General features: G+C 50.2%; 20 protein-coding genes. 7 read left to right on the top strand and 13 right to left on the bottom strand.

Going from position 1 to position 24,602, the window contains the following annotated elements; all coding sequences use genetic code 11:
* Positions 1–6 precede the first annotated feature (6 nt).
* Complete coding sequence (locus DEP07_RS04295) at positions 7–4,509, bottom strand: amino acid adenylation domain-containing protein (protein WP_287102172.1); 4,503 nt, start codon at positions 4,507–4,509, stop codon at positions 7–9.
* 420 nt (positions 4,510–4,929) lie between these two features.
* Positions 4,930–6,123: a macrolide family glycosyltransferase gene (locus DEP07_RS04300; protein ID WP_287102173.1), complete on the bottom strand. Its 1,194-nt coding sequence runs from the start codon at positions 6,121–6,123 to the stop codon at positions 4,930–4,932.
* A 154-nt stretch (positions 6,124–6,277) separates the two neighbouring features.
* On the opposite strand from DEP07_RS04300, the gene DEP07_RS04305 reads away from it, so the two are divergent.
* The 5 genes from DEP07_RS04305 (at position 6,278) to DEP07_RS04325 (ending at position 11,419) form a co-directional block, all read left to right on the top strand.
* Complete coding sequence (locus tag DEP07_RS04305; protein ID WP_122966451.1) at positions 6,278–7,018, top strand: GntR family transcriptional regulator; 741 nt, start codon at positions 6,278–6,280, stop codon at positions 7,016–7,018.
* A gap of 135 nt (positions 7,019–7,153) precedes the next feature.
* Complete coding sequence (locus DEP07_RS04310) at positions 7,154–8,122, top strand: SIS domain-containing protein (protein ID WP_173598181.1); 969 nt, start codon at positions 7,154–7,156, stop codon at positions 8,120–8,122.
* Between the two features lie 114 nt (positions 8,123–8,236).
* Complete coding sequence (locus DEP07_RS04315) at positions 8,237–9,559, top strand: ABC transporter substrate-binding protein (protein ID WP_233454198.1); 1,323 nt, start codon at positions 8,237–8,239, stop codon at positions 9,557–9,559.
* Positions 9,560–9,638: 79 nt separating this feature from the next.
* On the top strand, positions 9,639–10,514 hold the full coding sequence (locus tag DEP07_RS04320; protein ID WP_122966448.1) for a carbohydrate ABC transporter permease: 876 nt from the start codon (positions 9,639–9,641) through the stop codon (positions 10,512–10,514).
* Positions 10,515–10,519: 5 nt separating this feature from the next.
* The gene (locus DEP07_RS04325) at positions 10,520–11,419 is read left to right on the top strand and encodes a carbohydrate ABC transporter permease (RefSeq protein WP_371736970.1); all 900 of its coding nucleotides are present in this window, start codon (positions 10,520–10,522) and stop codon (positions 11,417–11,419) included.
* A gap of 41 nt (positions 11,420–11,460) precedes the next feature.
* On the opposite strand, the gene DEP07_RS04330 is transcribed toward DEP07_RS04325, so the two are convergent.
* Positions 11,461–12,282 (bottom strand): PfkB family carbohydrate kinase, encoded by an 822-nt coding sequence (locus tag DEP07_RS04330; RefSeq protein WP_242771297.1) that lies wholly within the window; start codon positions 12,280–12,282, stop codon positions 11,461–11,463.
* Between the two features lie 156 nt (positions 12,283–12,438).
* Here DEP07_RS04330 and DEP07_RS04335 point away from each other — a divergent pair, with 156 nt between their 5' ends.
* Positions 12,439–13,119 carry an S-layer homology domain-containing protein gene (locus tag DEP07_RS04335; protein WP_122966446.1) on the top strand — a complete coding sequence of 227 codons (681 nt, stop codon included), beginning with the start codon at positions 12,439–12,441 and terminating at the stop codon, positions 13,117–13,119.
* Positions 13,120–13,216: 97 nt separating this feature from the next.
* Here DEP07_RS04335 and DEP07_RS04340 read toward each other — a convergent pair whose 3' ends face one another.
* The 7 genes from DEP07_RS04340 to DEP07_RS04370 all read right to left on the bottom strand — a co-directional run bounded on the left by DEP07_RS04340 (position 13,217) and on the right by DEP07_RS04370 (position 19,072).
* Positions 13,217–14,542: an MFS transporter gene (locus DEP07_RS04340; RefSeq protein WP_122966445.1), complete on the bottom strand. Its 1,326-nt coding sequence runs from the start codon at positions 14,540–14,542 to the stop codon at positions 13,217–13,219.
* Positions 14,543–14,696: 154 nt separating this feature from the next.
* Positions 14,697–14,987, bottom strand: a complete 291-nt coding sequence (locus DEP07_RS04345; RefSeq protein WP_063228204.1) for an ArsR/SmtB family transcription factor — start codon at positions 14,985–14,987, stop codon at positions 14,697–14,699.
* 48 nt (positions 14,988–15,035) lie between these two features.
* Entirely contained in the window at positions 15,036–15,314 is a 279-nt protein-coding gene (locus DEP07_RS04350) for a hypothetical protein (protein WP_229049688.1), read from the bottom strand.
* Between the two features lie 282 nt (positions 15,315–15,596).
* Positions 15,597–16,973 carry a DUF4179 domain-containing protein gene (locus DEP07_RS04355; RefSeq protein ID WP_167470384.1) on the bottom strand — a complete coding sequence of 459 codons (1,377 nt, stop codon included), beginning with the start codon at positions 16,971–16,973 and terminating at the stop codon, positions 15,597–15,599.
* Between the two features lie 100 nt (positions 16,974–17,073).
* A complete protein-coding gene (locus DEP07_RS04360; RefSeq protein WP_122966442.1) occupies positions 17,074–17,610 on the bottom strand; it encodes an RNA polymerase sigma factor in 537 nt (178 codons plus the stop codon).
* A 257-nt stretch (positions 17,611–17,867) separates the two neighbouring features.
* Entirely contained in the window at positions 17,868–18,524 is a 657-nt protein-coding gene (locus tag DEP07_RS04365) for a DJ-1/PfpI family protein (protein WP_173598177.1), read from the bottom strand.
* A 152-nt stretch (positions 18,525–18,676) separates the two neighbouring features.
* A complete protein-coding gene (locus tag DEP07_RS04370; RefSeq protein ID WP_173598176.1) occupies positions 18,677–19,072 on the bottom strand; it encodes a hypothetical protein in 396 nt (131 codons plus the stop codon).
* A 106-nt stretch (positions 19,073–19,178) separates the two neighbouring features.
* On the opposite strand from DEP07_RS04370, the gene DEP07_RS04375 reads away from it, so the two are divergent.
* Positions 19,179–20,411, top strand: coding sequence for a cytochrome P450 (locus tag DEP07_RS04375; protein ID WP_122966439.1), 1,233 nt, complete (start codon positions 19,179–19,181; stop codon positions 20,409–20,411).
* Here the strand turns inward: DEP07_RS04375 and DEP07_RS27795 are convergent.
* The 3 genes from DEP07_RS27795 to DEP07_RS04385 all read right to left on the bottom strand — a co-directional run bounded on the left by DEP07_RS27795 (position 20,408) and on the right by DEP07_RS04385 (position 24,589).
* Complete coding sequence (locus tag DEP07_RS27795) at positions 20,408–20,542, bottom strand: phage lytic cycle repressor MrpR family protein (protein WP_373926309.1); 135 nt, start codon at positions 20,540–20,542, stop codon at positions 20,408–20,410. The genes DEP07_RS04375 and DEP07_RS27795 overlap by 4 nt on opposite strands.
* 112 nt (positions 20,543–20,654) lie before the next feature.
* On the bottom strand, positions 20,655–21,116 hold the full coding sequence (locus DEP07_RS04380) for a hypothetical protein (RefSeq protein ID WP_122966438.1): 462 nt from the start codon (positions 21,114–21,116) through the stop codon (positions 20,655–20,657).
* Positions 21,113–24,589 carry an RHS repeat domain-containing protein gene (locus DEP07_RS04385; protein WP_287102175.1) on the bottom strand — a complete coding sequence of 1,159 codons (3,477 nt, stop codon included), beginning with the start codon at positions 24,587–24,589 and terminating at the stop codon, positions 21,113–21,115. The genes DEP07_RS04380 and DEP07_RS04385 overlap by 4 nt, the downstream gene beginning before the upstream one ends.
* Positions 24,590–24,602 lie beyond the last annotated feature (13 nt).

Raw genomic sequence — 24,602 nt, forward strand, 5'->3', positions numbered from 1 at the left:
CCGCCGTCAAATGAACAAATTGTCCAACTCTTCTTGCGTAAGCTCCACTGTGTCAAAATCAGAAGGGGTAAACTCCTTCGCTCCGTGCTGGCTGCCATGCAGAATGATCTCGCCCAGATGGCGCTGGAAGTTGCCCAAAAAGCGCTGCATGCTGCTTTCCGTAAACTTGTTCCGGCTAAAGGCAAGCCGTATTTGCAACTGACCATCCAGAACAAAGCAGTTCACATCGATCAGGCAAGTGAGCGGGTTGTCCGGGCTGGTGTTTTGCTGAAAAGCGCCGCCGAGCAGTTTCACGTAGCCGCCGTCAAACGTTTGGGCAAACTCGCCCAAGTAATTAAACCTGACCGTCTGGGGGGCGTAGTCCGGGACAGTCTTTGCCAAATAGCGCAAAATGCCGTAACCAACTCCGTTGTTTGGTACGTTTCTTCGCGTCTCCTTGACATGCTTGATCTGCTCGGACAAAGCTCCGTCTGTGAGCGAGAGGCCAAACGGGTAGAGACTCGTGAACCATCCGACCGTTCTGCCGATATCCAGCTTTTCCGCAAGCTGTTCTCGCCCATGCCCCTCCGTCTCGATTACGATATCCGTCTGTCCTGTATGTTCGCGGATCGCGATGAATAAAGCCGTCAACAGCAGATCGACAGGCTCCGTATTGTAGGAAGCATTGGCTTCGGTCAAAAGTGCCAGTGTTTCCTGCTTGCCCAGCTCGGCAGAAAGGGTGCAGCTGGCAGCCACACTGTCTGCGCCGCCATCGTGATCAGTCGGAAACGGCACAAACTTTTGCAAGACCGCTTCCCAGTACGCTTTTTCTTTTTCTGCCCCCGCCTCTCTCTCGCTGCGCCAGTAGCCAGCCAAAGACTCTGCCCATTTTTGATAGGAATGCGTCTTCAAAGGAAGTTCCACCGCTTGTCCGAGACAAATTTGCTTGAGCAGCGCGTTCAAATCCTCCAGGATGATTCGCCAGGAGACGCCATCTACTAGCAGATGATGGGCAGACAGCAGCAAATGGCGCGTGCTTCCGAGATGAATCAGGCAAGCTTTCAGCAAAAGGTCGCGGGACAAGTCTGTGCGCTCCGCCAGTTCATGCGCCACCTGCTCTAGCCTGTCATAGCGCTCGGAATGAGCAATGTCCGTAAACTCGCGCTGTTCGATTGGATACGGGGCCAGCAAGTGGTCATTGTTGTAGAACAAATCGCCGTGAGCAGCTCTGACGTTCATGCGCAAGCTGTCGTGGTGCTCCACGAGCTTGAACAGCGCTCGTTCCAGCATTTCTACCGTAACGGCCGGGCTGATTTCCACGAAAACAGTCTGATGATAATGCTGCGGGCTGGGGAATGACCGGGCAAAAAACCAGGCAACGATCGGCGTAGGCAAAATGCTGCCCTCCGCCAGCCCTTGCTCGACAACAGTCAGCTGAACTTCTTCGACAAGCATGGCCATCTCCTCCATGATGGGGGTGGACAGCATCTCCTTGACCTTGATCTGGTAGCCTTTTCCACTCAGCTTGGAAGCGATCTGAATAGCTTTGATCGAGTCTCCGCCCATATGGTAAAAGTTGTGCTTGCGACCGATCTGCCGGACGCCAAGAACTTCTTCCACCGTCTGAATGAACTGCTTTTCTTTTTCGCTCGAATAAGCGTCATATTCGATATGTTCCGCGCTTGGCAACTCGATCTCAGCCAAGGAGCGCGTGTCGACCTTGCCGTTGGCTGTGAGCGGGATTTCTTTTACCTCGATGAAATGATGCGGGACAAGGTAATCCGGCAGTTGCCGTGCCAAATGCTGTTTCAGCTCAAAACTGGCGATCTCGCCCGCCGCGACGTAATAGGCGCACAGCATCACGGTTTGCTGCTTGTCTTCCCTGTCGAGGACAACCGCCTTTTTTACAAGCGGGTGCTGGAGCAACTGGTTTTCGATTTCGCCCAATTCAACCCGGTAGCCTCTGATCTTGACTTGCTGGTCGCCCCTGCCCAAATACTCCAGCTTGCCATCCGGCAAAAACCTGCCAAGGTCTCCCGTCTTGTACATCCGCTCGCCAGGAACGAACGGGTCGTCGATAAATTTCTCTCTGGTCAGCTCCTCATTGCGGAAGTACCCTCTCGCCACTCCGTCGCCCGCAATATACATTTCCCCGACAGCGTAGGTCGGGACAGGAGCCAACTGTTTGTCCAGTACGTATATGCGGACATTGTCGGCCGGCTTCCCGATGGGCACAGCGGCTCTTGTGTCCGTCACGGGATCAAAAGCGTGAATCATGCACCCGACCACCGTCTCGGTTGGGCCGTACTCGTTGAGAATCTCGATGTTTCCTCCGAAGCTGTCATAGACGCTTTTGGCAAGGCTGACCTTCAGATTTTCACCGCCTACGATGAACCTTTTCACCGAGCTATTCCGATTGTCACGATCTGTTAACAAAGATAAATGCGATGGCGTAAGCTTGACGATTGTCGCTTTGTTCTCACGCAAAATGCGGAACAGCACATACTCGTCTTCTGTGTGGCTGTAGACCATGATCGTGCCGCCGCTAATCAGCGGAGTAAACACGGAGGTAATCGTCAGGTCGAACGCCAAAGACGAATAGAGCGGGAACACCTCGTCATCCTGCTTGACATACATCTTTTTCGCCCAGCAAATGTAATTGACCAGCCCGCGGTGTTCCACCATCGTGCCCTTCGGCCTGCCCGTAGAACCGGATGTATAAATCATGTACACCATATCCGCAGGCGCGCTTTCAGCCTGCAAGTTAGTGGATGCATACGCTGTGCAGTCGACGTCCGGCAGGCGGATGATCTGTCCAGTGAAGCCCCACTCGTCCGCCGGGTCCACATTCGTCAGCAAAAGCTGGGTGCCGGAGTTTTGCAGCAAATAGCGAGTTCGCTCGGCTGGATTGTCAGGATCGATCGGCATGAAGGCGCCGCCCGCTTTTCCGACGGCAATCAGCCCGATCACGGTTTCCAAAGAGTGCGTGGTCAACAAGCCTACGATCGTTTCTCGCCCAACCCCTTGTTCTTTTAAATATCTGGCAAGCTGGTTGGCTTTCTCGTTCAATTGCTGGTAGGTCAAAAACTTTTCGCCATATTGGACGGCGAGCTTGTCCGGCGTTTTTGCTGCCTGCGCTTCAAAAAGCTGATAGATCGTTTGGTCGCGCGGATAAAAGGCATCTGTCCTGTTGTACTCCACTACCAGTTTTTGCTGCTCTTCCTCGGAGAAAAGCGTAAGCTGCTTGATCGGCTCGTCGGGCCGGGCCACGATTTTCCGGGTCAAAGCGGTCAGACGAGCAAACAAATCCTCGATCTGCTCTTCCGTGTAGTCGCTCGTTTTGTAGTCAAAACTGATGCTGATGCGACCGGAGTCCGACCATTCCTTGATGACTAGCTGCATCGAATAAATTTGGTGCCCGCTGTAAAACTCGACATTCTCGACCGCGCAGCCGTCCCAATCCGTCTGGAGCGCTGTATTGTAGTAATTGATACACACATCAAACAGCTGATGGTAGCCTCTTTTTTTCAGCTCCACGTCCTGAATCAGCAAGTCATACGGATAGCGCTGATGGAAAAAGCAATCCAAAAGCTCCCTGTTGACCCGAGCCACCATGTCCGCGACAGAACAGCGATCGTCGATGGTAAAACGAAACGGCATCGTGCTGGTAAACATGCCAAACATGCTCTTTTGCTGCTTCCCGGATCGATTGAGCACCGGCGTGCCAATCACGAGATCCTCGCGCCCGGTAAACTTGTGTACATACAGCAAGTACAGCGCCACAAAAATGGTATTCAGCGACCAGTTGTTTGCTTTTGCCCACTCTTTTACTTGATTGGAAAGCTCGGCACTCCATTCATGCGTGATGCGGTTTCCCGGCAATGTGTCTGAGCTTTTTTCCACATACGCGTCAGGAAGATCGCGGAATTTCTCGTTCCAAAACGTCCGGTTTTTCCAGAAGCGCTCCGACGCAAGATAGTCCCGCTCGTGGTCGATGTAAGCCAGGTAGCTCGGAGCAGACTGATGGTCAGAGACTTCCTCTCCGCGCACAAGCTTGCCGTAATGTTCCCGAATATGCTCGGTCATAATGTTGATCGACCAGCCATCGGCGATCATGTGATGCAACTTGACCAGGTAGCCATGTTCCTCGTCCGAGATGCGAAACAGGGCAAAATAAAAAAGCCTCTCGTTTTCGATGACGAACGGCTTTCTCGCTTCCGCTTGCACCCAATCGGCAAAATCTTTTCGCGGCTCTTTGCCTGTTGAGAAATCGATATAGTCCAGTGGGAACGGGGCAAACGGACTCACGTATTGCTGCGGCTCTCCGCTGCGGTTCAAAACTCGCAGCCGCAAAGCTTCATGTTCTTCCATAAGCAGATGAATCGCTTTTTCAAGCGCGGGCATCTGTACAGTGCCTTTTATCATTACGGTTCCGCCAATGTTGTGCAAAGGAGTGTCAGGATAAATCTGCTCGATTGACCAGATTCTTTTTTGCGGATGAGTCAGTGGATAGTACGTGATTTGCTCCATGTCTAGCGATTCCTCCATCATCTTTGAAACTTTTTTCGCTTTTGAATGGCAAACATACCAAAAACGGCAATGCTTCGCCCTTTCATGTATCGATCTGCCGATACACTCCACTGCGCTGCATTGCCGTATGACCCCTTCATTCCTCTAAAGTGCCTAAGCTTCAATAGATTCACTCAGGTTGCTGTGCTATTAGATTCAAACGGGGCTTTTTCGAACGAATACTTCCCTGACTTCTCATGATCGCATGTTTGCTAACGTCCGTAATTCCTTTAGAAAAATTTTAATCCATCCGCCAGTCAATTTCAATCTTTTTCCACTTTTTTATAGAAATGACAAACTTGTGACGAGAAAATGTCGTGGCAATCTCTCAGGCGTCCATTGCGATACAAGCCCTGGTCGTCTGCGAGTTCCTTCCAACCGCTATCGACCTCTCCACTGCAAAATCTCATCCACCGCTTGCCGATAACCGCCTGCTCGTTGAAACGATTCGCTGACCGTTGCAGCAGCTTTGCGGAAGGACGGCTGCTGAAGCACCTGCTCGGCGGCTTCGCGCAGTTCGCTTGCGGTCAAGTTTTGCATGTCCAAAGCAAGTCCTGCCCCCAGCTTGGCAACTTGTCCGGCAATGACGGGCTGATCCGCGCCTTGCGGGAGAACAACGAGCGGCACCCCGTAGTAAAGCCCCTCGCTCGCACTGTTCATCCCGCCATGCGTAATAAACAGTTTGGCATGCTGGAGCACATCGAGCTGGGGAACATAGCTTTTCACCAAGAAGTTTTCAGGGATGTCTCCCAGATCAGCAAGCTGCACTTTGTTCCCGATCGACATGACAACAGTATGCTCTGTATTGCCGAATGCCTGAAAGCAAAGCTGATAAAAGTCAATCGAATGATTCACGATGGTGCCCAATGAGATGTAAATCGGATGGTTCTTTTTGATTTGCGCTAGATCGAAGCGATCTTGCGAGTAGCGCGGAGCGATCGATGGGCCGACAAATTTGTATGTATGGTCGAACGCTTCTGCAAAAGGTTGAAACTCCCTTGATGTGTAAACAATGCTCAATGGTGCCGGATTGCAAAACACTTCGTAAGGCGAATGAATCTGTACCCCGTACTTTTCCTGCACGCTGGCTGTCAGGCGTTGAAATTCTTCTTCGCTCGCTTTCCTCAACTCTAGAGACATTTCGCGCGAAAGCTGCTCCAGCGTCTCCTCGAAAGAAGCTTTCGTCTGGGCAAAAGAAGTACAAGAGCTAATCGCCGGAAGCTGGAGCATCTCGGCAAGCAATCGGCCGCAGCCAAACATGGAGTCGTGAATGATATAATCAAACTGCTCGCCTTTTATCTGCTCCAAAACGCTCGGGATGACGATATCCGCTGTGTGCAAAAGTCCGTTGACTCTCTGCAGCAAGTAATTTCTGCCCCCTGAGATGAACGCCTGGATGAATTTTTGTCCGTCAAAAGTTCGTACCGTAGCGCCCGCCTGCTCCAAGCGTTCCCGATAAGCTTCAATCGCAACGTACGCGACCTCTTCCCCGCGCGAAACAAGCTCTTGGACCACGCCGACTGTCGGGTTGACATGTCCTTCCGAGCCGCCGTTAACGAATAAGACACGAGCCATATGTACCAGTCCTTTCCACCAACAATTATGTTTATCATAGCGTCCCGTCAAGCGTAATGCCAGTGAAGCGCCTTTTTGCGAAAATGCTTGCATGACCGAAATATGATATATTATTATAAGACGATTTAAAATTTTTTGATCGGAGACAAAAGCGATGAAATTAAATAACGCGAGTCACAAGCCGCTCTACCTCCAACTCAAGGAAGTCATCAAAGAAGATATCAATCGTGGTGTATACAAATCAGGTCAGCAGCTCCCGCCGGAAGGAGAACTGTGCGAAATGTACGGGGTGAGCCGGATTACGACCCGCCGAGCCATCACGGAGCTGGTCGAGGCTGGCATTTTGCAGCGCCAGCAAGGAAAAGGCACGTTCGTCACGGCTACCAAATTGAAGCGTGAGCTGATCGCAGTCAACGGCTTTTCCGAGTTTCTCACCCAGACCGGGCAGTTGCCGCAGCCGCAAATTATTTCAACCGCGCTGATCGAGGCGGACGAAGCGATCGCGTCCCCTTTGCAAATAGCCGTTGGGACACCGATCCTGCAATTGAAGCGGCTGCACTACGTCAACGACGCCCCGCTTGTTTGGGAAACCGTCTACTATCCGCTGACGCGCTTCCCCCAGCTGGAAAAGTATATTGCCGAGTCGATTTCGACGTATCAGGTGCTGAAAAAATACTACCAGGTCGAGCCTGCCTCCAACCTGAAAACGCTGAATGTAATCATGGCGACCCAGGAAGAAGCCGAACTGCTGCGCTGTTCCATCGGCACGCCGCTCTACCAGATCGACAAGGTAGCTTACGATAACACAGGCAGTCCCTTCCACTCTTCCAGCTCGCTGATCCCGACCGATCGCGTCACGTTTACCATCAATACCGGGCAAAACCGCAGCCAATGACACTGGACGAAGCATCCAGTGTTTTTGTTGTGGACGGCTTCTTGGTAAATTTTTCGAAAAATCAGTTGATTGTCTGTTTATAAGATGTTATATATTGTTATATAACCAATCCATTCATTTCAAGGAGGTCTTCTCATGTTACATCCTCACGTTCAGCAAGCTTTGGATGCAATCAGCTCCCGCCCGATCGAAAACGTCTTTCTCGTCGCTTGCGGCGGATCATCTGCCTTGATGTATCCAAGCAAATACTGGCTCGACCGCGAAGCGAAAACGATCTACTCGGACTTGTACAGCTCCAATGAATTTATTCACCGCAACCCCGCCACGCTCGGCGCGAAGTCGCTCGTCATCTTGTGCTCCCACTCCGGCAATACGCCTGAGACGGCCGAAGCAGCCAAATTTGCCCGCAGCAAAGGCGCCCTCACCGTTTCCTTGACCCACGAACCGTCCTCCCCATTGGCCGAAGCATCGGAGCACGTCATCACGTACAGCTATGGCCCGGACGCGCCCGCTTTTGAAACCAACTACTCGATCATGTATCAACTCGTGACAGGACTGCTCTACGTCAAAGAAGAAAACGCCAAATTCCACCGCTTCATCCAGTCCCTGCAAAGCTTGCAAACCGTGTATGATCGGGCGAAAAGTCAGTTTATGGACCGGGCAAAAGCGTTCGGGGAAGCCAACAAGGACGAAAACATCATCTACACCATCGCCAGCGGAGCCAATTTCGGCGTAGCCTACTCCTTCGCGATCTGCATCCTGATGGAAATGCAGTGGATTCACTCGCATGCGATCCACGCCGGAGAATATTTCCATGGTCCGTTCGAAATTCTCGACAAAAACGTGCCCGTCATTCAACTGCTTGGGCTGGACGAGACTCGCCCGCTGGAAGAGCGCGTGCAGACGTTCAATCAGCAGTACGGCGAAAAGCTGATCACATTGGATGCCAAAGAGTTCGACCTGTCCGAAATCGCCGACGATCTGCGCGGCTATATCGCTCCGCTCGTATTGAATTACGTTTTGCGCCAGTTTGCCAATGAACTCGCAGATGCCCGCAACCACCCGCTTTCGACCAGACGTTACATGTGGAAAGTCGCTTACTAAGACGCGGAGAACATTTGTTGTTTGACAATTCTTAATTTTATATCATAATATAATGTCATAATATGATATAAAATTTTCCTGCACGATTCCTACAAGATAAAAGGGGGCAATGTCTTGAAAAGGATACTTCGGTTCGCCACTGGTCTTTTGCTTATTTTCTCGCTCGCAACTGGCTGCTCGACTGCTGATACGCCCAAGCAAGCTTCTGCAGACCCTGGCGGAAATCAAGTCTCCCCCGCTGCGGATCAGCAGGTCACCTTGCGTTTTTTCCACCGCTGGCCCAGAGACCCTGACAAAACCTACTTCGAACAAGTCGTCAAAGCGTTTGAACAGGAAAATCCGAACATCAAGATTGAAACAGAGGCGGTGCTAAACGACGCCTACAAGGAAAAAATCAGCGTCCTGCTCGGCACGGACAATCCCCCTGACATTTACTTTTCGTGGAGCGGCGAATACGCCTACAAGTTTGTGCGAGGCGGCAAAGCGCTCGATTTGACCAGCTACGCCCAGGAAGACAAAGCCTGGCATGATCAGCTGATGGAATCCCAGCTCGTGCCGTTTACGCTGGACAACAAGCTGTACGGCGTGCCACTCACGATCGACGGCAAAACGTTTTTCTACAACAAAGACATTTTCGCCAAGCTGAATCTCGCCGTCCCAACCACCTGGTCAGAGTTCCTCTCCACCCTGCAAACGCTAAAGGACAACGGCTATACTCCGATCACCTTCGGCAACAAGGCGCCATGGGCATCTTCCCACTACATCGGCACGCTGAACCAGCGCATGGTCGATGAAAGCACGCGGGAAAAAGACTACAACCGCGCCACCGGAACATTTGAAGACCCAGGCTATGTAGAAGCGCTGAAAAAAATGCAGGAGCTAATCCCCTATTTCAACAAAGATGTCAATGGCCTGGATCATGAGTTTGCCAGACAACTGTTCATCGACCAGAAAGCGGCGATTTTTTACGCCGAGACCGCAGAAGTGCGGCTGGTAGAACCGAAGACGAAGTTTCCATGGGGATTCCTCGACTTCCCAGCGATCGAAGGCGGCAAAGGCAATCCGAAATTTTTGACAGGCGCTCCCGAGGGCTTCATGATTTCGGCCACCACGAAGCATCCAAAAGAAGCCGTGAAGTTCCTGCAATTTTTGACCTCGAAAGCGCAAGCCGAAAAATTCGTCAAGGATGTCGGCAAGTATAGCGCCGTCAAAGGGGCTGTCAACGCAAATACCGCCACTCCGCTCGGCATCGAGGCTGTAGAGCGCGTGACCGCAGCAGAAGGCTTGGCTTTGTGGCTCGATACCGATCTCGATATCAAAATTGTCGACGCCTATCTCGCAGGCACGCAGCAAATGCTCAACGGGGAAAAATCGCCGGAGGAAATCATGCAAGATGTTCGCAAGGCAGCGCAGCAGGTGCGGGAACAGTCCAAGTAACAAGGTAAGCGCCCAAAAAGCACGGCAGTGGAGTCCCGAGCGGCTCCACTGTCTCTTCATACACTTAGGGGGGAACGATATGCTCCAGCGAAAATATGCGGGTTACTTGTATGTCCTTCCAGGCTTTTTGTTGATCCTCCTTTTTATTTACTTCCCGATTGTGCAAAACATCCAGTTCAGCTTGTTTGAATGGAGCGCTTTCTCCGCAGACAAAACGTTCGTCGGACTGGCCCAATACGCGAAGCTGTTTCACGACCCGATCTTTTACCAGGCGCTTGTGAACAACATCTACTACGCCGTCATTTCTCTCATCTTTCAAGTTTTTGGCGGGCTTGTCCTGGCGGCTGTTCTGGAAGACAAAGTGTTTCGCAAAATCTCCCCGCTCTTTCGCACGATTTACTTCACGCCTGTCATCATCTCGATCACCGTCATCGCTCTGCTGTTTGACTTCATCTACCATCCGCAAGTCGGCTTGCTGAACGGCTTTTTGTCCGCCATCGGACTGGAGAGCTGGACACGGGCGTGGGTTGGAGATTCTGCGACAGCCATCTTTGCGGCGATTGCCGTCTCCCAGTGGCAAAGCATCGGCTACATCATGATGCTGTTCATCGTCGCGATCCAGAAAATCCCGCAAGAGCTGTACGAAGCCGCCGAAATCGACGGCGCAAGCAAAATCCGGATGTTTTTTCACGTCACGGTTCCGCAAGTGCGGGAGATGACGTTTGTTACCTCCACGATTACGCTGGCTGGCGCCTTTACCGTTTTCAATGAAGTCTACATACTCACGGGCGGTGGTCCCGGTCACGCTTCCGAGGTGCTCGGCACCTACTTGTACCAGTCCGCCTTCGTTCACGACCAGATGGGCTACGCGTCGACGATCGCCAACGTCATTTTGGCTATCACGCTGTTGATTTCACTCGTGCAAATGAAGCTATCCAAGACTGGAGAGGAGTAATCGACATGCAGCAAAATATGGAAACGGTTTCACAGCAAAACGCAGCTCCCCTCCTGCCGACAGCGAAGAAACAGCGCAGCAGACGAGGCTTGACATGGGGCAGTTCCAGCCTTTTGGTCATTTTGCTGCTGTACTTCGTCGCCATCGCCTACCCGTTGTTCTGGATGGTGATGAACTCGCTCAAGGAATCTTCCGAGATTTTCAGCGACAGCTGGGCGCTTCCGACACAATGGCTGTTCGAAAATTACGTGACAGCCTGGGAGCAAGGGATTTCCGCCTACTTTTTAAACAGTGTCATCGTCACCAGCCTGACTTGCTTTTTGACTGTGCTGTTAAGCGCTCTCGGGGCGTATGGCCTAACCCGCTTTTCGTTTCGCGGCAAGCGGCTCGTGCTGATTTTGATTCTCGGCGGATTGATGCTCTCTCCGCAAGTCAGCCTGATTCCCCTTTACAAACTGATCCAGAGTCTCGGGCTGTTCAACACGTACTGGGCGTTGATCATCCCGTACGTCGCCTACCGGCTTCCTTTTACCGTGCTGTTGATCCGCGCGCACTTCCTGACGATCCCGAAAGAAATCGAGGAAGCGGCTTACATGGATGGCTGTAGCAGCTTCAGCGTGTTCACCCGCATTTTCTTGCCGCTCAGCACCCCGATCCTGCTGACGTCTGCGCTGTTGACGGCTTACTTTTCCTGGAACGAGTTTTTGTTTTCCATCATCTTCATTGACGATAACAAGCTGAAGACGATCCCTTCCGGCTTGATGGCGTTCCGGGACATGCTGCAAACCGATTGGGGCGTGCTGCTCGCTGGCTTGACCATCTCTGCGCTGCCGATCATCCTGCTCTTTTTGTTCATGCAAAAATACTTCGTCAGGGGCCTGACGAGCGGGGGCATAAAAGGATAAAAGAAGCTAGAAGATGTCTCTAGCTTCTTTTTTTTGACCGATCAACCAACTTTGGGAACGCCGTATCCGAAAGCGCCGTAATGTCCGCACGTCTGGGCCGCCGCTACTGACGCCTGCCTCAGCGCCGCTTGCATGTCGCCGTCTGGATGGTACTTCATTAAAAACATGGCGATAAACGAGTCTCCCGCACCCAACGTGTCTACGACCTCGGTCGGAACAATTTCTTGGCGGTACAGCTTGCCTGCTTCGGAAAAAATCGCTCCTTGCGCGCCGCGCGTCACCCCGACAACTTTTGTTCCCAGACGATGCACTTGCTGGATGAGCTGGTGGCACTCGTCTTCTGTCAGGTCGCTCCCCGAGAAAAAGCCGTAGTCGACATAAGGGCATACTCGCTCCAAATAGGCAGGCGTCCAGCGCGTCGAAAAGTCGAAGGAAATGCGGATCGCTTTGTGCAATTCGGGCAACTCGTGCTCCAGATTGCTGTAAATGCTCGTGTGCAGCAGCTCATGCCTGGCTATGTACGCCTTGTCGTCATCGGTCAGCCTTAGCCCCATGTACGCTTGCACACCGCCTTTGTTGGAACCGACGAACACGCGATCACCGTCGGCGTTGAGGGAAACGATCGCTTCTCCATTCGGGCCGACTGCTTGACGCAAGCGGGAAATATCGATCTTTTCCAAAAGCAGAGTCTGTCTGACATGATCAGCCGCCTGGTCGTTGCCGATGATGCCAATGTACGAGGACACATCTGCCTGATACCGTTTGCCCAGCACCGCTACGTTCAGCGCATTGCCCCCGGGAAAAATTTCGCCGCGGTCTTTGTAGTAATCCACCACATTATCGCCAATCGCAATCAGTTTCATCACGTTTCCCCCTGTGAGTTAATTAGTACGTCTTATAACATTATATAATAAACAGAAAAGGCAGTCTATTTATTCTGCAAAATGACTCCGTGAAACATTCGCGAAAAACCGTCGTCCTACAGGTGAAGCTTTTCAAAAACAGCCGAGGTGATAATCATGAAAGCCACTCGCAAACTGCTCGCCTTTTCTACTTTTGCCTTACTGACACTGTCTATGGCCCAACAAGGCTTTGCCGCCTCCGCTCCGTTTACCGATTTGCAAAATGTAGCGGCTAAAGATAAAATCATGGCGTTGCAACAACAAGGAATTTTACGGGGCGTGGACGATCATCGCTTTATGCCGGATGCGACGATTACGGCTGCCCAAGGCATCCAGTTGATCGTCAGTGCGTTCCGTCTCAACATCGACAACATTCGCTTTATCAAAGAGCCGAAAGCAACCGACTATTTTGCCAAGGCCGATAACGATGCCTGGTACTCCAACGTGTTGATCATCGCCGCAAACAACGGACTCGATCTGCCAGCCGACCTTGAACCGGAGCAGATTTGGACGAAAGAACAGTTTATTCATCAGCTCATGCTGGCGATGGAAACACACTACGATTTGCCGATGATCAAAATCGCTCCCCGCGACTTCGCCGATCTGGAGCAACTGAACCCAAGCTACCAGGGCACGATTCAGCGGGCGCTCGTTCTCGGAATCGCCAAGCTGGATGACGGGCAAAAAATGCACCCGCGCGATGCGATTACGCGCCAAGAAGCAGCGGAAATCATCTACAATGCGCTGGAGTACGTCAAAGCACATCCAGGGCCTGCCGAAAGCACGCCAGCCAAATAAGCCAAGCAAAAGCCGCTCCTTCGCAGGAAAAGAGCGGCTTTTTTGTTGCGGTTGTGAAGCATCTGCGTCTGCAATCGCTATCGCGCCAGTAAGCCTGTCAATGAGACTGCTGTTGTACTGCCGTAGGTTTCGCCACTAACAGGAAATGCAAGCAAATCACGACGGCCATGCCGAGAAAAATCAGGCTGTAGTTGCCCGTTTTCTCAAAAAGTCTGCTCGCTGCCGCCGGACCAAAGGCCATCCCGACGAAGTTCAGCAAGTTGTAAAAGCCTAGCCCTACGCCGATTTTGCTTGGCAGCAATGTTCGCGGAACGAGATTGTTCAGCGAAACTTGAATCGCGGAGTAGCTCATCATGGTCAGCAGTAACAAGATCGTGACGACGATAATATCTGGCCGCGGAATCACCCCCATCGCGAGGAAGCCTGTCATCATCATCACGGTCGCCGCGAAAATGATTTTTCCCCCTCCGACTCGCGGCAGCAGCTTTCCGCTGGCAAAGCTGGACAAAACGCCCGAAATGCCCCCGAGGAACAACAGCAAACCGACAACAAACGGCGAAAGCTTGTGCACATGGATCAAATAGAGCGGCGCAAGGAACATGTTGGCCATCGCGCCGACATTCATCAAAAAGCCGATTCCGATCAATCGCAAGTAAGCCTGGTTGGCAAACAAGTCGCGTTCCACGAATGGCGCAGAAGTCCTGGGCAGCCACCATTTGAAGCCAAAAGCGAACGCGAGCGCCAAAAGAAAGAACAGTCCGTTCAGATTGACCGCAAACAAAACGGAAACGATGACGCCAAACAACAGCCCTGCTCCGGCAAAATCAAACGGAAGCGACGTTGACGACTGCTGCTCCTCTTTTGGCATGAACTTGAACAAAAGAGCGATGGCAACGATAGCGATGACCATGAGCAAAAACAAGTACCGCCATCCCAGCGTGTGCGTAACGGCTCCCCCTACCAACGGGCCGATCCCCGCCGCCAACGCAATCGTCGCACTGAACATCGCCAAAGCGCCAGGCCGCTTCTCCGGCTGCAAAAATCTCGCTACCGAGATCATCGACAAGGAAATAAACGCGGAGCCGCCGCTTGCCTGAATGATCCGCCCGATGATGACCGCTGCAAAGGAAGAAAAACCAAAACCGATCAGCGACCCGGCAAGAAACAAGACGAGAGCGAAGATCAGCAGGCTTTTGACGCGAAAGCGATCCGCCAGTTTGCCATACGTAATCGAACCGATCGCGACCATCATCGAGTATCCGACGACAATCCAGCTGACCTGCGACGGACCGATTGACAATTCTCCGGAAATATCCGCGAGTGCGACATTAAACAGGACAGCATTGATCACGGCCAGCATGATCACAAAGCATAAGGTCAAAACGAGCCAAGTCGAATACAAGCTTTTCTTTTGTTCAAGCATCATGGACACCCCAAAGATTTTATAGTATTAAAACTCTCAAACTAAAGTACCGACGAACAGACAATGCGCACGCTTTGTACTTGCACGCATTTACGTGTTTTGCGATAGTTCTAAAACTCTTTAACTATCGTCCAAAAAAAATGGTTATCCGGCACTACAGCGTGTCCAAATAACCCGGCAAAAACGCTTGAAATGTCTCCTCCCTCAATTGAATTAATTTAAATTGCCCGTCGCGGATAATGTCAATCAGCTCGGCATCATGCAAAATTTTCAGATGGTACGTCGTGTTGGACTTGTTCAACCCGTGCGTATTCCCGATGTGACCGCACGTATGCATTGCTTTTGCGCGATACAAAAATCGAACAATCTCAATCCGCTTCACATCCGCCAACGCTTTGAAGATTTTGACGCGCTTTTCATCCTCGTTCGATTGTTTGATAGTCATAAAACTATACTAAAGCGGTGATTCCTGTTTGTCAATGACAGGAAACAGCTACTCGAAAATGGACACCCGCTGGCCAATCGCGTTCAGCCCCGTGTGTGTCCTCGTATCAAACTGATCGACGCACAGCACTTCGGAAACCATCAGAGGCTGGTCGCGAATCAGCTCCTGAATTTGCCCATCGCTGTAAAATTCATACGCAAACCGATGCAAGAAGCGTATCCGCCATATTTTTTCCCCTTGCACAGATGTGAACAGCTGCTGCAGATGTCCGCACAGCTCTTGTCCGGGCGCGAAGACATGGCGGCAAGTCAGACAATAATATTCCACGTGCGTCCCCCCTGTCGAATCGAAAAATGTTTCCGAATACAAAACGGCTCCCGCGCGCTTGAACAAAACAGACGCGGGAGCCTTCAGTGGACTGATCGGCCGAATGGATTGATGTGATGGAGTGGTTTTCTATAGTTTCAGTTTAAAACACATAAATCCTATTTGTAAAGTATGAATTGGTCGACAGTTGCGAAAAAGAGCTTTTTCCTCTTGCCGTGGACTTCGAATGGAGAGAATGCTCCGCTTCCGTCCAAGGAAAAAAGGCAAGCCAGGCGTAGCCGATTACTTTTTCGCAGGCGTGGCAGCAGGCAGCTCGACTCGCCACTGGGAATCGCTGTGCTGAACCGGCTCTAAGCGGATCGTCAGCGCCGCTTTTTTGGGCAAGGCGGTCATTCCTTTGGCAAAGTATTGATTGTCGCATTGCTCTACATAGACGCCATCCGCCCCTTTGCTCGCGCTGCATTCTCCTTCGCCATCGCGATTTTCCACCAGCTCATACGCTTGGCCCTTGTCGTCTGTCAAATACCACTTCCATATGCGCAAGTTGGTGGATTGCTCCTTCATTCGCAGAGCGACCTCTTTTTGTCCCGTTGCGGGATTTTGTTGCACAGACAAGTCGGTAACGGTGACGGCATGGTTTCCCTTCGTGCCAGAGACAGGCTTTGTTTTCAAAGTTGCCGGATCGAGTGCAAGGCGGAAATCGTTTGGTTCAAACGTCGACACGCCAGTCAGCACAAAGGTCAACGGTTTCTCAGTCTGGCCGGAGAAAAAGACGTATTCATGGATCGTTTTTTCTGTGCTGCCTTCTTTTACGATTTTCTGGCTTGCGTACACGGTCGGCGCTGGAGAATCCCCCTCGCTTACAACCAGCAGATCGTCAAGCTTCACCATGTCTTTTCCATTTTGATCGAGAATCCGGAAAACCAGGCTTTGATGATGCAGCAGCTCACGCTCTTGCGCAGTTGCTCCCACGCTTTTTGCAGTTCGCTCGATTCTCTCCCGCGCCGCTTTTGTCCAGCTTGTCTCAAACGTAAGTCTTGTCGCACTTGGCGAATATACAATAGATTTAGCCGCAACGGTGATTCCCTGCGGGGTGGTGTATGTCTGATTCAAAGAGACAGTTGTGGTTGCCGCCATGCTCTGCTCGATGTCGATCGGCACAGTCAGCTTCCATGAGCCTTCCTTGTATTGGTTGCCGCTGAGACGGATTCGTTTCACGTCCATTCGCAGCTGCATCTTTTTGGAGACAGCATCGTTTAAAACAAACTGGAAATACCCGATATCTCCTTCTTTATAATACGATTGGATGTCGTCTGCGATCACGTTGCCGTTCTCATCTGTCACAAACAGCTTGTTCTCGTTCGCGGCGATATCGGGATCAGGGAAAATAAACTCTCCCTGCGCATTTTTCATCGAAATGGCGACGATCAGCCGGGCGGGGTCGGCGATCACTTCAGATGTTTCAATTGTAATGCCCTGGTCTGTCACACTCGCCTTCGCCAGCTTGGCGTACCCTTTGTTCACGGCTTCCTGGACACCCGGGTCAATCTTCTTCGTCCACAAAGACGAGATGTAGCTGGCAAAAGTCGGTGACACGGCCACACTTCCCGAAAATCCGATTGCCAGAACAGCAGCACTCACAAGCGCTATTTTTTTCAACGTCCACCCATCCCCTTTACGGGACAGTCCCTCCCTTTCGGCCTTCTGTATTTTTTGGTTCAACCTCTTTTTGAAAGCTTCCATGTCCACTGAATGTGACTCATATTGATGTTTCGCATTTTTCAACTGCTTTTCCATGGCTACCCTCCTTCACCATGGTCCGGTAAAGCTTCTCTCTGCCCCGGGCCAAACGGGATTTGACAGTGCCTTTGCTTACGCTGAGGATGTCACTGATTTGTTCAATGGACAAATCTTCAAAATAGTAGAGGATGATAGGCGTGCGAAATGGTTCCACCAGGTCTAGCACAAACTGGTAGCAGAGCGCTGCATCCAGCTTTTCCATCGTGATGATCTCGGCGCTTTTGCTCATGCGGGGCGGAAAAATTTCTGTCACGACTTCGCGCCACGTTCTTCGCCAGGACATCTTGCATTCGTTGATCGTAATGCGGGCCAGCCAAGGAAACGGGTCTTTTCCGGGCTGAAATTGGTGGTATTGGCAGTACGCTTTGAGAAACGCATCTTGCACCCGATCCTCGGCAAGCGCCCAATCGCGCACATATGTATAGGCAAGCCGCACAAGCCGGTCCGTGTACGCCTCCACCCACGCTTCTAATTGACTCTCATCCAGTTGAACCACCTCCTTTGTTTTCTGCCTGTATTATGCAAAACAGAAAGCCCTGGTTCCCGGGAAAATGACAAAAACATACAGATCGTCCATTTTGCCAGCTCCTCGTTGCGGTTGCTGCCAAGCGACTGTTCTATCACTGCGATAAATAATATCATTCCGATCGGGTTTTGTACTATAAGAGTTTGTTATGTGAAAAGGCGGAGCTAACGAGCAATCAAAAAAGAAGGAGCGCTGAATGCTCCTTCTTTTCTGGCTGGTCTTTGTATTTACATGCTTGGTTCCTTTTCGGCAAACGCTTGCAGCATTGCTCTGATCTGCTCCACCAATTGCGCTGGCGCTTTCTGCGGTGAACCTGTGTCAAACGGCGGCTTGGGATCGTATTCCAAAATCAGCTGTACAGCTTGTCCCATCTGTTCGCCCAATTCCCATGCGACCAATTGGAGGGCCATGTCGATCCCGGAGGAAACGCCCGCTGCCGTGACGATTTTCTCCTGGCGAACGACTCTCTCTTCCGTCGGGATGGCGCCAAGTGATGCGAGCAAATCGAACGACCCCCAATGGCTGGTGGCAACGACGCCTTTCAGCAGCCCTGCGGCACTTAAAATCAGGGAGCCGTTGCACACCGACGTCGTCCATTTGCTCGTCTCGTGGATGCGGCGAATCCACGCCAACGTTTCTTCGTCATTCATCGGCGTTTTATAGTGAGGCGGGCTGCATCCGGGCACAACCAGGATGTCGGCGGAAGTCACTTCGGAAAAATCGTAATCCGCGTGCAGGTAGCCCATGTTCGAATCTAGTTTGACCAATCCTTTTTGCTTGGCGACAAACTTCACTTCCCACTGCAAGGTAGCAGCAAAAACGTCGTATGGGCCGATCGCATCCAGCGCGGTGATTCCATCGAAAAGCATGATCGCAACTTTCATGATGACCTCTCCTTTCAAGTAGGAACGACTTCTCCCCAAGAAACCCGCAAGCTAGACCACGCCTTGGTCTGCTGGAAGGTTTGGATTTGCTCTTTGCTCGGATTGGAATTGTTTGTCGATAAAAAAATGTGGTCAGGTGCGCAAAAGACTCATTACACTTCCTCCAGCTCATAGCCCCAAGCTATGATTTCCACGACAATATCTTGAAATGGGAAAATGTAATGATGCGCTTTCTCCAGGAAAGTAGCATGCGGGTCGATCAACCTCAGTTCATCCTGTAACGCTTTTATCCATTGGGAATCCGTCACTTCCAGCAAATAGCGCTGGAAATATCCGTTCTCGTCAATCGCCTCGTCGATGACCAGATTGGAAAACGGGTAGCAATCGATTGTCGTCGTTTGGATCGCCTGGTAAGGTTTAAACGTCAGTTTCCATCTTTTTTCATCTGCGTCATCAAATGTAACCGCAATGGTATTGGTGTCAAAGTGGATTTCTTCCAGCGGTGTTTCATGAATCACTACGCTGTCCAAAGCTATTTTTAACGTCATGTTTGTTCTTCTCCTTGTCCTTCTCCATTCCCTTTTGAAAAGCTTTTGCGCATAAAATTCCCTTTATTATCCACCCTATAATGGACAAATTCAAGAGGTGATGTAGATGGAAAAGCAGGCGTATTCACCGTCTGAGATAACAGATTTCCAAACGAAATCCGAACATTTTTTTCCGGTGGCATGGTACAAGAAAATGCTTGCAGAGCAGCCCGTTTTTTATCATGCGGGCACGAATACGTGGAATGTGTTCCGCTATGAAGATGTGAAGCGGGTGCTGACCGACTATGCTTTGTTTTCGAGTGTACGCCAACGGACGCTTGTCAATGTCGGGGCTGGTACTAAGGAAGGCTCTTTTCCAGAACGTCTCAATATCCACGACAGTGATCCTCCCGAACATCGCAAGGCGCGTTCCTTGTTTTCGGCTGCTTTCACGCCGCGCAGCCTAAAAGAGTGGGAGCCGCGTGTCGAACAAGTCGTGAACGAGTTGATTCGCGAAATGGAAGCAAAAACGGAAGTGGATATCGTCCAAGATTTTACCACTCCGCTGCCCATCATCATCATGGCCGAGCTGCTTGGCGTGCCGCATCAAGACAAATGGCTGTTCAAAAAATGGGTCGATCTTTTGTTCATGCCGATTCAAAAGGAAAAGAACGAGGAAGTTCATCAACAGAAGGAACAGGCGGCAAAAGAGTTTTTTGCTTACTTGCACCCTTTCGTGGTCGATAAAAGAACGCACCTTGCAGACGACATCATTTCTGATCTGATTCAGGCAGAATACGAGGGAGACAAGTTGACGGATGAAGATATTGTTACCATCACGATGTTTATTTTGGGGGCGGGCATCGAGACAACCAGCCTCCTGTTGGCTAACTCGTTTTATTCCTTGCTGTACGACAATCCGAACCTTTACGCTGAACTGAGAAGCGACCTCGACCTCGTCCCGCTTTTTGTCGAGGAGATGCTGCGCTATCGTTTTCACATTAGCAAAATGGATCGCACGGTGAAGGAAGATAACGATGTTTTGGGTGTTGAGTTGAAAAAAGGAGATGTCGTGATTGCCTGGATGAGCGCAGCCAATTTTGATCAGGCTGTGTTTGAAGACCCTTTTGCTTTGAACATCCACCGGAAAAACAACAATCGGCATCAATCGTTCAGCAATGGACCGCATATCTGTCTCGGTGCCCCCTTGGCGAGAATGGAAGCGAACAAAGCTTTTCACCACTTCATCAAGGCGTTCTCGCGCATTGAACCTGTTCCGGGCTTCGATCTGGAGGCGAATTTGCAGCCTTCCGCTGCTGGTCAAGCCCTGGTGAGGCTGCCTGTGAGGGTTTGGCGTTAGGGATTTATGAGCAAATCCTTATCTTGTTCCACTTCGAACTTCATTGTTAGGTTGAAAACTCTTGAATAAGCTTTTTGGGTATTTACTTTGTATCCTTGAAGAATGGCTGTTTTTGTTTCGGGCTTAAACATGTTCACACACCTGTCTTCATGAAACAGGAATACTATAAATTTTCACCTTGCTTCTTTAGGAAAAATTAAAGAACCCCAAACGAGCGTAAATTACTCGTTTGGGATACCTTGATTAAGAATTAGCCATCAATTTATACTCGATACCGATCTTAGTTAAAACTCCTGACTCTTCTAAATCAAATGCAAAGTGAACACCTTTGTCCGATACATAATTAGCTTGATATTGATCGGACATTACACTATCTAGTGTCCACGACACACCATTCTCGCTTAATAGTCCCTTAATGAAATCAATTGTTAGTTCATTTCCTCCATTGAAGTTTTTGATTTCAATACTATTAGGCATGTTTATAGTGCCATTATTAAGAGTAATCACTACTGTTTCTATCTTATTTTTACGGAGTCGAAATTCCAAGTCCCCATAAATAACAAAAGCGGGATATGACTTCCTTTCGGGTGTATAAATTTCAGGTTGTCCAATCAAATTTATGATTTCTTCTTCCGTTTCTCCTCCTGTAAAGTTTCCTAGGCTACCTGTTGTTAGTAATTTCATAAAGTCAATTGTTATCCTCACTTCATATCCTCCAATGCTTTTATCAGGAAATTAAACTCTGCTCCTTTCCCTGGTTTTCCCGATTTAGATAACTCCAATCCTCTTTGAGCATGTTTCAATAACCATTCTCTAAATTCTGGATGTTGAATAGCTTCTTCTGCTTGTTTAAGAGCAGAATTATATTGACTAGGATTTTTTGCTGCCATCCCTGGATGAGTCGGTTTAAAAGCAATACCTCCTTGATTTGTAGGAACAACAGTTATTTCGATTTTTCCTACATTAAAATGGACTCCCTTATCTAAAATGTCAGGTGCAATCTTCTGGGATTTCATCATATCGCGAATACTTTGCGGTAATCCTTTTGAACTCTTAAATGCATTTACTGCAGTTTTAGTTCCTGCTTTAGTGGTTTTAAGCAACTTACCTACAGGAACAATATTAATGGCAACACTACCAGCTGCAAAGGCATCATCTGAATCCCAGTTCCCGTTTGAAAGTGTGTTAACATTTTCTAGTCCTACATATTCGACTCCTGCTTTTTTCAAAGCCCCTGGTAATTCGTTACCAGCTTTGGTCATTCCAAGCCAAACTGCTCGTAAAGAAACCTCAGCATGTCCAGTAGGATCAATAAAAATCAATGGATTGTTAAGAACATACGTATACCGATTCAACGACAACGGATTATCCACCGTACCCTTATACGTATCCTCCGAAATAAACCTCCCGACCCTCGGATCATAATACCGGGCACGCAAATAGTAAAAGCCGCTCTTCTCGTCGTAGATTTCTCCGCTGTACTGAAACGGGTTGGACATTCCCTCTGTCTTGGAGATGACATTGCCCCACGTGTCGTACTCGTATTTGTTTTGTTCTTGTCCTGATTCGTCCAAAATCGAGACGACATCCCCATGGCTGTTATACGCGTAATATCCGCCTTTATCGGTGAGGAAGTCTTTGCGGAACAGCAGTTCATTGCCCCAAACATTGCGGGCAATCGCATTGCCGTTCGCATCCAGCTCCTCCAAGACGTTTCCGTCCATGTACACGTATTTTGTTTGCACACCATTTTCCGTCTTGGTGGCACGCAGCCCGTTCCCGAAATACGTGTAGGTCGCATCCAATCCGGTCGTATGGTTGGTCGCACTTCGCAGTCGATTCCGTTCGTCAAACGTATAGGTGGTCACACCTTTGTCGGCAGGTCGTTTTCCTGCAAAAGCGGAGCGATTCCCGCGGCCGTCATACGTATACTGGTTCGTGGTTCCTGGAACAACTTCCTTGGTCAGACGATCGACTTTGTCATAATCGTATCGGTACAGCGTTCCATTTTTTTCGCTGGAAACGACATTGCCGAACGAATACTCGTTGTTTTCACTCCACACGGGACTTTCTTTTCGATGCGTCATTTTTTCTACTTGCCCAAACGAGTCCAAATCCCGTTCTACTTTGAAACCGTTCGGATACGCAAGCTGATAGCTTTCCCCGCTGGCTTTCATATGGTAGTCGTACTGAATTTTTCCTGTCAGCGGGCTGTTTACTTCCTGTAACCGCCCTGCCGGATCATATTTATAGTTGACTACGGTTCCGTCCGGATAGGTCAGTGAGTCTTTCGCATCGTCATTGTCCGTATATCCCAATTGATACGTGCGGCCAAATACCGTTTGGCTTTTCAACCGCTGAAACGCATCGTAGTTGTACGTGATCTCCCGATAATTGTTGGCCGTCGGGTTGATGTCCGCCCCATTGCTGTTTGTTTCCTTCTGGACCAGTGACGTGTTCGGGACGTAGTCTCTGGTTTCCAAGTTGGTCACGGAACCGGAAGCATTGCGGGTCATCAAGCTTGCCAGCTCGTTAAACGGCGTATATCGATAAGCGTGGCGATTTCCTGTCTTGTCGGTAAAGGTGTTCAGCGTGCCATTTTGATTAAAAGAATAAGATTCAGTTGCTCCCGATGGCACATCCTGTTCGCTAAGCTTCCAGGATAGAGCATTGTAATGATTTTTGGTTGTCTGCATCTGATTTTCAGTGACGGTCAACAAATTTCCGAGCGCATCGTATTCGTACTGATAGCTGTTTTGTTCCGGGTCCAGCAAATAGGTAAGGTTGCCGTCATTGGTGTAGCGGTACTCCCAAACGCGTGTCTTGCCTGACTGGTCTTTTTCTGTCTTCTGCTTCACTTGATCAAACGAGTTTCGGACAAGCTCGGCGGTCAGGTTTTTGGCTCCGTCTCCTGCTCGCTGAATTTCTTTTTCGAGCTGGCCTTGTCGGTCGTGATATTGAACTGTTTGCAACCCGTTTGGCGCAAGTGTCATACGGGTGAGTGCGGGTGCGAAGCTGGTACCATCGCTGATCGAATTGGCAGTCAAGTATACGGTGGTGCCAACAGGGTCTTTTTTCTGCCAGATGCTTCCGTCTGTATTGTAGACATACGTGGTCGCACGTTCTTGATCGGCGTATGGCGCACTGGACAAAAGATGGTTGCCGTCTAGCGTATAGGTGTTGTACAGCAAAGGACGCGAAGTTCCGTTTGCTGCAACTTGCTCTTTATATTCGATTTCTCCGAATGGCGTGAACTGAGTGACCAGCTTGGTGCCGTTCGGGAGTACCATTGTGACCTTGCGCGCCGTATCGTCATAGGCGTAGGTAGTTGTCCTGGTTTGTTCCTTGCTCGTTACGCTTTCTTTCGTTCGACGGCCTAGCAAATCATATTCGTACAAGACAGCCATATCGTCCGGGTAAACACGATTTGTCAGTCGGCCCATTCCATCGTAGGCGAAGCCGTGGTGCAAAGTTTGCATTTGCCCAGTCGACACTTCGACTCGCAGGTTGATGTCAACAGGATACAGCCCCAGCGGATCGTACCCGGTAATATTTTGCGTCACTGTCTTCGCGTCTGGTCCCGTACTCGTTTCCGTTGCGGAGGTCAGCTGTTTGTTATCGTTATACGTATAAGCTCTGTCTACCTGCATGACCTTTGCTGATCCGCCATCCGGATAAGAATCGATGATTTTTTCCGTTGCCAAAAGCCCTTTGGAATTATACGCATACGTTTCCTTGTGGTAGTGCTCCGGATTGTCTGCGGCCGTCTTCGTTATACTGGCAGGCATACGCAGCGCAGAAAGGAGAAGCGGATTTACATATTCTCTCGTTGTGATGTTGCCTTTCGGATCTATCTCTTTGGTGACATCACCGTAAGCGTTGTAATTGTATTGTATCGTTTGCGCGTAGCGATCCAAACGTGCTTGCACCTTCGATAATCGATTAAGGCTGGGCGACAAAAGAAACGCATACACATCTGCATCGGCGGTCATGGAGGCTGGACGCCCTAAGAAGCTGTAGACGTAAGACGGTTTTGTATCCCGTTCCTTGTACAAATAGCTCGTGTAACTAACCGGGTTGTAGCGATAGGTCTTGCCCTCTTCCGTGAAGGAAAGCTCTCCTTGAATCGTCTCGTTGTCTGCTCCGTTGCCCACATAATTTTTGACCGATTGCAGCACGAAATTGCGATCC

The organism is Brevibacillus sp. (genome assembly GCF_003521185.1).
Taxonomy (GTDB): domain Bacteria; phylum Bacillota; class Bacilli; order Brevibacillales; family Brevibacillaceae; genus Brevibacillus; species Brevibacillus parabrevis.